12 protein-coding genes and 1 pseudogene are annotated in these 12,576 nt (G+C 72.9%); 8 read left to right on the top strand and 5 right to left on the bottom strand.

Annotated features, from left to right (window positions below; all coding sequences use genetic code 11):
• Window positions 1–286 precede the first annotated feature (286 nt).
• Window positions 287–1,159, bottom strand: coding sequence for a thrombospondin (locus tag KBX46_RS25845; protein WP_308159694.1), 873 nt, complete (start codon window positions 1,157–1,159; stop codon window positions 287–289).
• A gap of 268 nt (window positions 1,160–1,427) precedes the next feature.
• On the opposite strand from KBX46_RS25845, the pseudogene KBX46_RS25840 reads away from it, so the two are divergent.
• Window positions 1,428–2,247, top strand: a pseudogene (locus KBX46_RS25840) (Fpg/Nei family DNA glycosylase).
• 61 nt (window positions 2,248–2,308) lie between these two features.
• Here the strand turns inward: KBX46_RS25840 and KBX46_RS25835 are convergent.
• A complete protein-coding gene (locus KBX46_RS25835; RefSeq protein ID WP_210794399.1) occupies window positions 2,309–3,175 on the bottom strand; it encodes an aminoglycoside phosphotransferase family protein in 867 nt (288 codons plus the stop codon).
• Window positions 3,176–3,251: 76 nt separating this feature from the next.
• Here KBX46_RS25835 and KBX46_RS25830 point away from each other — a divergent pair, with 76 nt between their 5' ends.
• The 4 genes from KBX46_RS25830 to KBX46_RS25815 all read left to right on the top strand — a co-directional run bounded on the left by KBX46_RS25830 (window position 3,252) and on the right by KBX46_RS25815 (window position 6,977).
• On the top strand, window positions 3,252–4,103 hold the full coding sequence (locus KBX46_RS25830) for a TIGR03619 family F420-dependent LLM class oxidoreductase (protein WP_210794398.1): 852 nt from the start codon (window positions 3,252–3,254) through the stop codon (window positions 4,101–4,103).
• Window positions 4,100–4,525 (top strand): nucleoside deaminase, encoded by a 426-nt coding sequence (locus KBX46_RS25825; protein ID WP_210794397.1) that lies wholly within the window; start codon window positions 4,100–4,102, stop codon window positions 4,523–4,525. Before KBX46_RS25830 ends, KBX46_RS25825 begins: the two co-directional genes overlap by 4 nt.
• 236 nt (window positions 4,526–4,761) lie before the next feature.
• Window positions 4,762–6,027, top strand: a complete 1,266-nt coding sequence (locus tag KBX46_RS25820; RefSeq protein ID WP_210794396.1) for an AGE family epimerase/isomerase — start codon at window positions 4,762–4,764, stop codon at window positions 6,025–6,027.
• A complete protein-coding gene (locus tag KBX46_RS25815) occupies window positions 6,024–6,977 on the top strand; it encodes a carbohydrate kinase (protein WP_210794395.1) in 954 nt (317 codons plus the stop codon). Before KBX46_RS25820 ends, KBX46_RS25815 begins: the two co-directional genes overlap by 4 nt.
• Before the next feature lie 111 nt (window positions 6,978–7,088).
• On the opposite strand, the gene KBX46_RS25810 is transcribed toward KBX46_RS25815, so the two are convergent.
• Genes KBX46_RS25810 through KBX46_RS25800 form a run of 3 tightly spaced genes read right to left on the bottom strand, consistent with a single transcriptional unit; the run spans window position 7,089 to window position 10,676 of the window.
• Window positions 7,089–8,108, bottom strand: coding sequence for a LacI family DNA-binding transcriptional regulator (locus KBX46_RS25810; RefSeq protein WP_370453044.1), 1,020 nt, complete (start codon window positions 8,106–8,108; stop codon window positions 7,089–7,091).
• A 27-nt stretch (window positions 8,109–8,135) separates the two neighbouring features.
• Window positions 8,136–9,515, bottom strand: coding sequence for an FAD-dependent oxidoreductase (locus KBX46_RS25805; protein ID WP_210794394.1), 1,380 nt, complete (start codon window positions 9,513–9,515; stop codon window positions 8,136–8,138).
• Between the two features lie 24 nt (window positions 9,516–9,539).
• Window positions 9,540–10,676 (bottom strand): glutamate--cysteine ligase, encoded by a 1,137-nt coding sequence (locus tag KBX46_RS25800; protein WP_210794393.1) that lies wholly within the window; start codon window positions 10,674–10,676, stop codon window positions 9,540–9,542.
• A gap of 173 nt (window positions 10,677–10,849) precedes the next feature.
• Here KBX46_RS25800 and KBX46_RS25795 point away from each other — a divergent pair, with 173 nt between their 5' ends.
• The 3 genes from KBX46_RS25795 to KBX46_RS25785 all read left to right on the top strand — a co-directional run.
• The gene (locus KBX46_RS25795) at window positions 10,850–11,143 is read left to right on the top strand and encodes a DUF6412 domain-containing protein (protein WP_231927131.1); all 294 of its coding nucleotides are present in this window, start codon (window positions 10,850–10,852) and stop codon (window positions 11,141–11,143) included.
• A 101-nt stretch (window positions 11,144–11,244) separates the two neighbouring features.
• The gene (locus tag KBX46_RS25790; RefSeq protein WP_210794392.1) at window positions 11,245–12,003 is read left to right on the top strand and encodes a YidC/Oxa1 family membrane protein insertase; all 759 of its coding nucleotides are present in this window, start codon (window positions 11,245–11,247) and stop codon (window positions 12,001–12,003) included.
• A 65-nt stretch (window positions 12,004–12,068) separates the two neighbouring features.
• Window positions 12,069–12,576: cellulose binding domain-containing protein (locus KBX46_RS25785; RefSeq protein ID WP_210794391.1), on the top strand; the 508-nt coding region annotated here is incomplete at its 3' end.

Genomic DNA, 12,576 nt, shown 5'->3' with positions numbered 1-12,576 from the left:
GCCCGGCCACCGTGGCCCACGGGCTGGCGCCGTTGCTCAACGGTATGCGGCGTCAGCGGCAGGATCCACCACTGAGAGTTGCGCGGACCGAACATTCGTTGCGTCTGAGCGACTGCCGGGAGCGATTCGTTGTGTCAGGCGTGCCTGACCCCGGAAACACTTCAGGGGCGGCGAACCGCCGCCCCTGAAAGGGTGTCGCCCGGCCGGTGAACCACCGGAGTGTTCGGGCTGCCGGCGAACCGCCGGCTTTTCGCCGGTGCATCACCGGCGAGCGGAACAGTGCCCGCTAGAAACGATCGACAAACTGTGAGTCAAGCCACTCACGGAAGCGCTGCACCCAGTCGCCGTCGGTGGTCGGCCAGTCGAACTGGCCGGTCATCGCCAGCACCCCGATCACCACGGCGGCCAGCCCGATCAGCACGCCGAAGAGCGCGTCGGTCTTGCCGGCGACGTGCCGGCGGCGGGTGGCCATCAGGCCGAGCACCGAGAGCACCGCGCCGAACGCGCCGAGCCCGATGCCGTACCCGGCCAGGGTGCCGGTCAGCACGAACATCGCACCGGCCACGGCGACGATCAGGCCGAGGGTGGCGAGCAGGCTGGCCCGCGGCTTCGGGCCGCGCGTCACCGGCGGCTCGGGCGCGGTCGTGTCCGGGGTCGGGTCGACCGTGCGGTCGGTGGTGACCCGGTCCGTCGTGTCGGGTCGCCGGGTCGTGCCGTCGAGGTCGGCGTCCCGGTCGGCCGTGCGCCCCGTGGTCGGGTCGGTGCCGGGCCGGGGCTCGGTCACGACCGGGCTGGCGGCGCCGCTGCGCGGCTCCGTCTCCACCGGACGGGCGGTGGCAGCTGCGCTCTCCGCGGGTCGGGCGGTGGCGGCGCGGGCGACCGCGGCCCGCTCGGAGGCCCGCCGCTCGGCCTCGCCGGGCTGGTCGCCGGCCTGGCCGTCGGTTGCGGCGGCGCTGCGGTACGTCGTCTGATCTGCGTCCCGATCGGTGACCACCGGGCGACTGCGCTCGCCGTCCCCGGGCTGGTCCACGTCGGTCTGGGTTGCGCTGTCCCGGCCGCTGGCGACCGGGGTGTCCCGGTCGTCGATGCGACCGTCGAGGTTCTCGTCCCGCGTCGGTGCCGGCTCGGACCGGCGGGACAGCGAAGGAATCCTGACCACTACACACCTCCTGATGAATGCGTGGTGGCCGACGAAAAGGGTGGCACCCACGCGGTGTCGACCCTCGAATACCCACCTGGGCGTTTCCTGACACCAATCCTGGGTACGGGCTCGACCCTCGGCCTTGATCGACTGGGCATGCCGCCCCCGGCCGCCCTTGATCGGCTCGGTTTCCTGGAGGTCGCGGTGTCCTGCGCGCCTCGATACCCCGGTTTTCAGAAACGCGCGTCAATCGCCGTGCCAGCGCGGCTGGCTATCCTTGGCACCCGTGCCAGAGGGACACACGATCCATCGCCTGGCGGCTCGGCACGCCGAGCTGTTCGCCGGGGACAAGCTGCACGCCGCGAGCCCGCAGGGCCGCTTCGCCGACGGCGCCGCCCGGCTCACCGGGACGGTGCTGGAGCGCACCGAGGCGTACGGCAAGCACCTGCTGCACCACTACGCCGACGAGCTGACCCTGCACGTACACCTCGGGCTGTACGGCAAGTTCACCGACGGCCCGGGGGAGCCGCCGGAGCCGGTCGGTCAGGTGCGGCTGCGACTCGCCAGCGATCGGCACTGGCTCGACCTGCGCGGACCCACGGCCTGCGAGCTGATCACCCCACCCGAGGTGGCCGCACTGCGGGACCGCCTCGGACCGGACCCGCTGCGCGCCGACGCCGACCCGGAGCGGGCGTACGCCCGGATCTCGCGCAGCCCCACGCCCCTCGCCGCGCTGCTGCTGGACCAGTCGGTGGTGGCCGGCACCGGGCTGATCTTCGTGACCGAGGCGTTGTTCCGGGCTGGCCTGCCGCCGACGATGCCCGGCCGAGCGCTCACGCGGGCCAACTGGGACGCGCTCTGGGCCGACCTGGTCGGGCTGATGCGACTCGCGGTCGAGCACGGCCGCATCGACACCGTGCGTGACGCGCACCTGCCCGAGGCGATGGGCCGGCCGGCGCGGGTGGACCGGCACGGTGGCGAGGTGTACGTCTACCGACTGGGCATGCCGCCCCGGCGCGCCCTGCCACGTCTGCGGCACCGAAGTCAGCCGCGGCGAGCTGGCCGGCCGCAACCTGTACTGGTGCCGGACCTGCCAGGCCGTCTGAGCCGCCCGCCCCGACGCATGCACCGCCCCGCCCTTCGGGCGACTCGCGGCGCTGCCGGACCTCAGCCGGCGTCGAGCAGCCAGCAGACCACCTCGACCTGGTGCGGAAAGACGACCGCACCGTCGATGCTCCAGGCCAACGTGTGCCCGATCGTCCAGCCCCGGGCCCGCTCGCGGTCCAGCCCCAGCTCGGCGGTGAGCCGGTCCAGCCGGTGCCGGACGGCCGTTGGCGAGTGACCCAACTCCCGACCGCGCACCATCGGCACGACCGAGAACTCCCGCTCGCCGGTCAGCGGCTTCGGGTCGATCGCCAGCCATGGTTCCCGGTCGGCGGCGAGCACGTTGCCGGCGTGCAGGTCCTGGTTGACCAGCACCTGCTCGCCCTGACTCGACGCCAGCCCGGTGAGCAGGTCGAGTGCCGCGTCGAGCAGCCGTCGCTCGTACGGCCGGCCGGCCCGTTCCCAGTTGTCAGGCATCCGGTCCATCCAGCCGGCGGCCTCCTCGGCCAACGGGGTGAACGGCTCGCCAGCCGGTCGCCACAGCCGGGGCAGCAGGGCGGTCACCGCGTCCAGCGCGCGGTCCATCGGAAGCTCGTGCAGCGGAGTGCCGGGCTGGCAGCGTTCCACCAGCAGGGCGCGTCGTTCCGGATCATGGGCGAGCAGCCGGATCGCCCCGTCGCCGTTCCACTGGGCCAGGGCGTCGGCCTCGTGCCGGCTGTCCTCGTCCGGGTACTGGAGCTTGAGCACCGCCGCCGTGCCGTCGGGCAGGTCCGCGGGCAGTGCCAGGGATGCGTAGGCGTAGCGGAAGGGCGGGCCGAGTCGCAGCGACCACCGCTCGGTGCACTCCGCCAGCCACGTCGGGAGGGTGCCGAGCCAGGTCCGGCCCGCCGGTGTCGTACGGACCCAGTCGAGGCCCTCGGGGAGATCCATCCGACCATCCTGGGCCGTCCACCGCTGCGTTGGTGGCCTGTTCCCATGCCGGGTCCACAGTGGCTAGCGTAGGGCCGTGCAGATCGGCGTGAACGTACCGAACTTCGCCCCGGGCACCGACCCCGACGTGCTGCGTCGGTGGGCGCAGACGGTCGAGGGTCTCGGCTTCGATCTGCTGATGGTCTCCGATCACATCGTGGTGACCCCGGACGTGGCCGAGCAGTACCCGGCGCCGTTCTACGAGCCGTTCACCACGCTGTCCTGGCTGGCCGGGGTGACCTCCCGGGTCCGGTTGGGCACCACTGTGCTCATCGTCCCGTACCGGCACCCGCTGCTCATGGCCCGGATGGCGGCGAACCTCAACCGGCTCAGTGGCGGCCGGCTCGTCCTCGGGGTCGGCGTCGGCTGGGCCCGGCAGGAGTTCGAGGCGCTCGGCGTGCCGTTCCAGCGGCGCGGCTCGCTGACCGACGACCACCTGCGGGCCATGCGCGACGCCTGGCAGAACACCGACGACTACGACTCGGGAGCGATCCCGATCTGGGTCGGTGGCAACAGCGAAGCCGGCATGCGCCGCGCGGTCCTGCTCGGTGATGCGTGGCACCCGCTGCGGGTGGCGCCCGGACGGCTGGCCGAGGCCGCCGCACGACTGAAGACCATCGCCGCTGACCTGGGCCGCCCGGTGCCCGCGTTGGTGCCGCGCATCGCACTCCAGGAGACCCGGGAGCCGGTCACCGCCCCGGCCCGGCTCGCCGGTGTCGGCACCATCGACCAGATCACCGCCGACATCGACCAGATCCGACTGCTCGGCGCCGAGGCGGTGGTGCTCGACCCGTTCAACGGCGACCTGACCGAGATCCGCCAGCCCGAGCGTGCCTGGCGGACACTGGCGGCCGTGGCCGCACATCACAGATCCCAGGAGGGCCGATGACACCCGATGACGAAAAGTTTCTCCGCCGCGCCGTGGAACTCGCCAGTCATGCGGGGGCTTCCGGCGAACGGCCGTTCGGCTCGTTGCTGGTCGATGCCGAGGGCGTCGTCCTGATCGAGGACCACAACACAGTGGTCTCCGAGGCGGACATCACCGCTCATCCGGAGTTGAAGCTGGCCCGCTGGGCGGCTCGGGAGCTTCCCGCCGAGAAGGCTGCCGGCACCACCATGTTCACCAGTTGCCAGCCCTGCCCGATGTGCGCGACCGCCATCGACCGCTCCGGCCTCGGACGCGTGGTGTACGCGCTGTCCAGCGAGCAGTTCGAGGAGGTCAAGCCCGCCACGCCGCCGCTGCCTCCGGTTCGGTACGAGGGGCCGGCGCTCTTCGACGAGGCGCGCCAGCCGATCGACGACTATTACTGACCAGATCCGGCCCGGAGCGGTGTGACGCAACCGGAATTGACAGTCGACCGATCACCGGAGCAGGGTTGGCAGGTGACAACGATGTCAACGGGCAAAAGGGGGGGAATCGTACGCATGATCACTCCCGATCGCACCCGCAGCTCGGGGCGTCCCGTTGGCGGTTTTCCGGCGCGGACCCGGTCCGCCCGCCGATCCTGGCCGTATGTCCCTTTCCTACCCGACGGTGACCAGCTGAGATGACCGACGTGCCCCGATCCGACGCCGCAAAGACCCCCGCTCCCGCCGGGTCACCCGACCTGCCCGATCTGGAGGAGTTCCTCGCCGATCAGGCCCGCACACTGCTCGACACGGCCGGCCGGTCGGTTCGGCCCGAGGGCGGCTTCTGGTGGCTCACCGACGACCGCACCCCGGACCGCGGAGAGCCGGTGTTCACCTGGATCACCTGCCGGATGACCCACGTGGCCGCCCTCGCCCACCGCCACGGCGACCCGGACGCCGCCGCCCTCGTCGACCACGGGATCGCCGCGCTCAGCACCCTGCTGCGCGACGATCGGTACGGCGGTTGGTTCAGCGCGGTGGACCAGCAGGGGGCACCCGTAGACGATCGGAAGGCCGGCTACGACCACGCGTTCGTGCTGCTCGCCGCGTCCAGCGCCGCGCGGGCCGGCCGGCCGGGCGCGGAGCGGTTGCTCACCGACGTGCTGAGCGTGGTGCGGGACCGGTTCTGGGACGATGACGCCGGCGCGGTCCGCGAATCGTGGAACCGGGACTGGACGGTCACCGAGGACTACCGCGGCGCCAACAGCAGCATGCACATGGTCGAGGCGTTCCTCGCCGCCACCGCCGCCACCGGCGACGCGAGCTGGGCCGAGCGGGCCCTGCGGATCGCCTCCCACCTGGTGCACGGCGAGGCCGCCCGGCACGACTGGCGGCTGCCCGAGCACTTCACCGCCGACTGGACGCCGCTGCCCGACTACAACCGGGACCAGCCTGCGGACCAGTTCCGCCCGTACGGCTCCACCATCGGCCACTGGCTGGAATGGGCCCGGCTGCTGCTCGAGCTGGAGGCTGTCCTTCCGCAGCCTCCTCGGTGGCTGCTCGCCGACGCCCGTGCCCTGTTCGCCGCCTCCGTGCGGCGGGGCTGGGCGGTCGACGGCGCCGACGGCTTCGTCTACACGATCGACTGGGACGACCAACCGGTGGTCCGCTCCCGGATGCACTGGGTCCTCGCCGAGGCGGTCGGCGCGGCCATCACCCTGCACCGGCGCACCGGGGACGCGGTCTACGCCGACTGGTACCGGGTCTTCTGGGCGTACGCCCGGCGCACCCTGATCGACGGCACCGGGTGGCGGCACGAGCTGGATGCACAGAACCTGCCCTCCGACACGGTCTGGCACGGCCGGCCGGACGTCTACCACGCGTACCAGGCGGTGCTGCTGTCCCGCGCGGCCGACGGGCTCGGCGGCGCCGGCCCGCTCGCACCGGGCGAGGTGGGCGCGTGATCGTGGTCGCGGGTGAGGCACTGATCGACCTGGTGGTCACCGCCGACGGCCAGCGGGCCGTGCCAGGGGGCTCCCCAGCGAACGTGGCGGTCACCCTGGCTCGCCTCGACCAGCCGGTACGACTGCTGGCCCGGCTCGGCACCGACGAGTACGGCCGGCAGGTCGCCGCGCACCTGCGGGCCAACCGGGTGGACCTGGGGTGGGCGGTCCGCGCCGAGGAGCCCACGTCGGTGGCGGTGGCCACATTGGACGCCGGCGGGCAGGCCAGTTACGAGTTCCGGCTGGCCGGCGCGGCGGACTGGCAGTGGACGCCGCAGGAGCTGCCCGAGCTGGCCGGTTCCCCGGCGACCGCCCTGCACACCGGGTCGCTCGCGCTCGCGCTGGCCCCCGGGGCGCAGGTGCTGGAGGACCTGCTCGCCTCCGAACGTCACCGGGACGCGCTCACCCTCTCGATCGACCTCAACCTGCGTCCGAGCATCGTCACGGACCGGGCCGCCGAGCAGGAGCGGGTACGCCGGCAGGTGCCCCTCGCGCACCTGGTCAAGGCCAGCGACGAGGACCTGGCCTGGCTCTACCCGGACCGGTCGGTGGCCGACGTGATGGCGGAGTGGCATGCGGCCGGGGTGTGCTGTGGGGTCGTGACCCGGGGCGGTGAGGGCGCCTGGCTGCTCGCCCCGGACGGCACGCTGCACGAACAACCGGCGGTACGCACCACAGTGGTCGACACGGTAGGCGCCGGCGACTCGTTCACCGGCGGTCTGCTCGCCGCGCTGGCCGACCTCGACGCACTCGGCGACCGGCCGGCCGACCGGCTCACCGCGGTGACCGCGCCGCAGTGGGCTGCGGTGCTCCGGCAGGCCGCCACGGTCGCCGCGCTGACCTGCGGACGCCGAGGCGCAGACCCACCCAGCCGCACCGAGGTCAACGCCCTCCTGACGGCCGCGACCTAAACCCTCTCTGCCGGTCGATCATGGGCTTGTGGTGGGCGTTTGAGCGCACTTCGCGGCATACGTCCGGCACCACAACTCCATGATCGACCCCGAGGAGGGGGAGGGGAGGGGTCAGGGGCGGGTCAGGCCGCGGGGTAGGAGCCTCGTGGGGAGCACTGTGGTCGTCGGTGCGGAGTCGTCGCCGGCGATGCGCTGGAACAGTCGCTCGGTGGCTACCCTCGCCAGCTCCCGGGTGTCGTACCCGACGACGGTCAGCGGCCGGGGCATCAGGTGCGCCAGTTCGAAGTCGTCGAAACCGACCAGCGCGGCGTCACTGCCGCGGCGGTGCAGCTCCTGGAGCGCGCCGACGGTGAGCCGGTTGTTGGCGCAGAAGAACGCGGTGGGCGGGTCCGCCAGGTCGAGCAGCGCGGCGACCGCCCGGCCGGCCTCCTCGGGAGCGATGAGCCTCTCGCGGACCAGCGACTCGTCCGGCTCGACCCCGGCCGCCTCCAGCGCCGCGCGCGCCCCGACCAGCCGCTCGCGCATCGTGGGCACGCTCGGCGCGCCCAGCAGGAGGCCCACCCGGCGATGCCCCGCGTCGAGCAGCGCGCCCACCCCGGCATGGCTGCCGCCCCGGTTGTCCAACAGCACGGCGTCGGCGTGCAGCCCCTGCGGCGGCCGGTCCAGGAACACCACCGGCATCCCCAGCTCGACCTCACGACGCAGGAATGAGTGGTCGAGGCCCGCCGGCACCACCAGCAGCCCGTCGACCCGGCGCTGGGTGAAGTCCTGGAGCAGGGCGCGTTCCCGCTCCGGGTCCTCCTCCGACGAGGCGGTGATCAGCATGGTGCCGTGGGCAGCGGCGATCTCGGCGGCGACGCTGGCGATGGTCGCGTAGAACGGGTTGGCGATCTCCTCGATGAGCAACCCGACGGTGGCGTTGAGCTGCCGGGAGCGCAGGTTGCGGGCGATGTCGTTGCGCCGGAAGCCCAGCTCGGCGATGGCGGCCAGCACCCGGTTGACCAGTTCCTGCCCCACCGGCTCGTCGTTGACCACCCGGGAGACCGTCTTCAGGCTGACGTCGGCGCGCCGGGCCACGTCGACCATCGTGGGGCGTCGACGCGCTGTCGGCCGGGTCGGGGTCTGGGTCACGGGGTGGTCCTCCACGGCGGACGCGGGTCAGCGGGCGAGCGCGGCGAGCGCATCGACCGCTTTTCGGGCGGCGATGAGCACCGGGTCCCACACCGGCGCGTACGGCGGAGCGTAGCCCAGGTCCAGTGACGTCATATCGTCCACCGTCATGCCGTTCCAGAGTGCCACGGCCAGCGTGTCGATCCGTTTGGCCGCCTCGGACCAGCCGACGATCTGCGCGCCGAGCAACCGGCCGCTGGGACGCTCGGCGAGCAGCTTCACCGTCATCGGCCGGGAACCGGGGTAGTAGCCGGCCCGGTTGGTCGACTCGGCGATCACCGAGACGAAGTCGAAGCCGGCCGTCCTGGCCTCGCCCTCGCGCAGACCCGTCCGACCCACCTCCAGGTCACAGACCTTGGTCACCGCCGTGCCGATCACGCCGGCGAACGTGGCGTACCCGCCGCCGATGTTGATCCCCGCCACCCGGCCCTGCTTGTTGGCGTGCGTGCCCAGCGGCACGTGCACCGGCATTCCGCTGACCCGGTGCAGGGTCTCCACGCAGTCACCGGCAGCCCAGATCCCAGGCAGCCCCGGCACGCGCATCCGGCGGTCCACCCGGACCCCACCGGTCGGCCCGATCGGCAGACCGGCAGCCTCGGCGAGCGCGGCGTTGGGGCGTACGCCGAGGCCCAGGACCACGACGTCGGTCGGCATCGGCCCCTCGGCCGTGACCACCGCGGACACCCGGCCGTCCCGCTGCTCCAGGCCGGTCACCGGCAGGCCGGTCCGGATTGTGATGCCGAGGCCGCGCATGGCCTCGGCCACCAACTCGCCCATGTCGGCGTCCACCGTCGCCATCGGCTGGTCGCCCGCCTCGACAAGGGTCACCGAGAGGCCGCGCTGGATCAGCGCCTCGGCGATCTCGACGCCGATGTAGCCGCCGCCGACCACCACGGCTCGGCGCGGCTTCGGCTCGGCGTCCAACCACTCGCGCAGTGCCGCCCCGTCGTCGAGGGTCTGCATGCCGAACACGCCACCCGCGTCGGTGGCCGCCCACGGCGGCTTGACCGGCACCGCGCCGGTGGCGTACATCAGGTCGTCGAAGCGCTCGCGGACCTCTCCGCCGCCCTCCAGATCCCGGGCCACCACCTCGCGGCGTTCCACGTCGATGCTCGTGACCTCGTGGCGCATCCGGACGTCCATCGCGTACTCGGTGCGGAACGTCTGCGGATCCCGGGCGATCAACGCGTCCGGGCCCGGCACCAGACCACTGATCCAGTACGGGATGCCGCACGCCGAGTAGGAGGTGAAATGGCCCCGCTCGAAGACCACGATCTCCAGGTCGCCGCGGTCGCGGCGGCGTCGGGCCTGGGACGCCGCCGACATTCCGGCGGCGTCCCCGCCGATGACAATCAGGCGTTGCGCCACAGGCTCATCCTGTCACGACGGTGTTCAGCCACGGGTCTGCCGTGCGACGTCCTGCACCACGTCGGTGAGTCGTCCGGTGCGCTCGTACACCGCGCGTTGCCGTGCGGCCCCGGTGCCGTGCCGGCGCAGCCCACCCAGCAGATCGGTCACCTCGGCCCAGTCGCCATGCTGCTCCAGCGCCGGTCGCATCCGCTCGACGAACCGGTCCAACAGCTCCCAGGCCGGGCGCAGCTCACCGGTGGTGACGTCGACGGCCTCGCCTTCCAGGCCGTCGTGGGCCGCTCGCCAGTGGGCACCGACCAGCAGGTGGTGGTCGGTCTGCAACGCCGGGCGGCCGGCCTCGACATCCGCCATGGCGGTGGCCACCAGGGCCCGGACCAGCGCGGCGACCAGCACCGCGTCGTCCACCGACGGGCAGACGTCGCCGATCCGCAGCTCCACCGTCGGGTACTTCGCCGACAGCCGGGCATACCAGTAGAGCATCCCCTCGTCGAGCATCACCCCACTGGAGATCAACTGGCGGATCAGCCGCTGGTAGTGCTCGTGCGACTCCAGAAACGGCGTCGGCGCGACCGACGGCCAGCGCTCCCACTCCACGGATCGCCAGCTGGCGTAGCCGGTGTCCTCGCCGCGGGCGAACGGGGAGTTGGTGGTGATCGCGTGCAGCATCGGCAGCCACGGTCGTACGTGGTTGAGCACCTGCACGCCGGTGTCCGGGTCGGGCACGCCCACGTGCACGTGCATGCCGTTGTTGCCGGGGCCGGGGACGAGCAGTCGGAACCGCTCGATCATCCGGTCGAAGCGGGGCTTGTCCACCACCGGCGGCACCGGGCCGTCCACCGGGCCGGTGCCGATGGCGAGCACTGTCACGCCGGCCCGCTCGGCGGCTTCGGCGAGCGCCCGACGCAGTACGCCGAGGGAGTGCCGGATCGACGAGAGCTCCAGGCCGGGCGGGCTGCCGATCTCGATCTGACTGGTCTGGAACTCCCGTTCCACCTGCCCGCGCAGCTCGGCCGGCACCTGTTCCATGACCAGATCGACGGCCGGGACCGCAGCTCCGGTGTGCGGGTCGACGAGCAGGAACTCCTCCTCGACACCCACGGTGAGCAATCCGGTCGCCGCAGCCTCTTCGCTGAGCGCCTCCGCCACCTGACCGGTCATCGACACCACCGCCCGTTTCTGCCGAAGCGCGGCCCATCCGCGTCGGTCCGTCGTCTGGTTACCCAACGTGGCGATGCCCGGAAACGTGGCGGTGGCGCGTCGTCCTCGGCGTGCCGGCACCCGGGGGTCGCGATTTGCCCGGACGGCGTGACACCGGGTCCTATGCTGAGCCCGTGCCGGTGCCGCTGGGTTTCGTCGGGTTCGCGTGGCTGTACGCGTTCGCCCAGCTCACCCTGCTCGCGGGCCGGCCGGCCGACCTGCTCGCAGGCGCCGCGCTGACCGCCCTGGTGCTGCTCGCCGTGGTGCTGGCGGCTCGGGTGCACGACCGCGCGGGTACGCCTGGCGCCGGCCCCCGGTGGGCCGGGTTGCGGGCCCGTTCCCGTGGTCGACGGGTGCCCCGGCAGATCGACCCGGACGCCGCCGGCCGACCTCGTCCCCGCGCTCCCGGGCACCCCTCGGCCGCGTAGCGCCACGCCGCCGCGCGGCCGATCCCGCGTCACCGGTCCCCCCTGTCGAGCGGACACCGCCCGGGGGAGGGCCCCACCGGAATCGGACCGAGGGGTTTTCCATGCTTGCCTTCGCACCACTGCACGACGTCGTCGGCGCTGCCGGCACGGCACTGTCCTGGCTCACCGACCTGCTCGAACCACTGGCCGGCGGGATGGCGACCGCCGCCGCCATCGTGCTCTTCACCGTCGCCGTCCGACTGCTGATCTCGCCGCTCACCGTCGCGCAGGTCCGCGGCGAGCGGCGCCGCGCGGCGCTCGCCCCACAGGTGCGTGATCTACAACAGCGGTACGCGGACGACCCGGCGGCCCTTCAGCGCGAGGTGTTCGCGTTGTACCGGGAGGCTGGGGCGAACCCGATCGCCGGCTGCCTGCCGTTGCTGCTCCAGGCTCCCTTCCTGCTGGTCCTGTACCGGCTGTTCACCACGAGCGAGGGTGGCACCGGGCTGCTCGACGAGCGGCTCGCCGGGGTGCCGCTGGGTCACCATCTCAGCGACGGGTTGGGCGGGGCGGCCGGCCCGCTCTTCGCCGTCCTGCTGGCGGTGCTGCTGGCGGTCGCGTGGTGGTCGTCGCGGCGGGCCCGTCGGGCGTCGGCGGCGGTCGGGACGGTGGCCGGTACGCCCACCGAGGGGCCGGGGGCGGCCGTGCTCGGGCGGCTGCTGCCCCTGCTGCCGTTCACGACGGTGCTGGTGGCGCTGGTGCTGCCGCTCGCCGCGGTGATCTACCTGGTCACCACGAGTGTGTGGTCGGCGGCCGAGCAGGCGGTGCTGCGCCGACCCCAGGCGGTCCCACCGTCGCAGGCCCTGGACAGAAACAGTTAACTGTCTTAATAATTAGCGGTGACGTTGACGTCCATGGATGCCCGTTCCCGGGCGCGGAGGGTCGCATGAAGCCTGCCAGATCCCTAATCCTGTCCCTGGTCACCGCGCTCGCCGCGACGCTCGGCGCAGCCGGGGTGGCGCTGCCGGCGTTCGCCGCCGGACCGACCGCCAGCTTCGTCAAGACCGCCGACTGGGGCTCCGGCTGGGAGGGGAAGTACACCATCACCAACGGCGGCAGCTCGACCATCAACGGCTGGAGCCTCGCCTTCGACCTGCCGTCCGGCACCACCCTCGGCAGCTACTGGGACGCGTTGCTCACCTCCGCTGGCCAGCGGCACACCTTCACCAACCGGTCCTGGAACGGCACCATCGCCCCGGGCGCCTCGGTCTCCTTCGGCTTCCTAGCCAGCGGCTCCGGCTCGCCGAGCGGATGCCAGCTCAACGGCGCGGCCTGCGGTGGCGGCACCCCGCCCACCACCACGCCGCCCCCCCCCCCCCCCCCCCCCCCCCCCCCCCCCCCCCCGCCCCCCCCCCCCCCCCACCCCCCCCCCCCGGTCCAGGCCAAGCCCCAGC

Source organism: Micromonospora sp. C81, assembly GCF_018070425.1.
Classification (GTDB): domain Bacteria; phylum Actinomycetota; class Actinomycetes; order Mycobacteriales; family Micromonosporaceae; genus Micromonospora; species Micromonospora zamorensis.
This window is presented reverse-complemented; position numbering and strand designations above follow the sequence as displayed.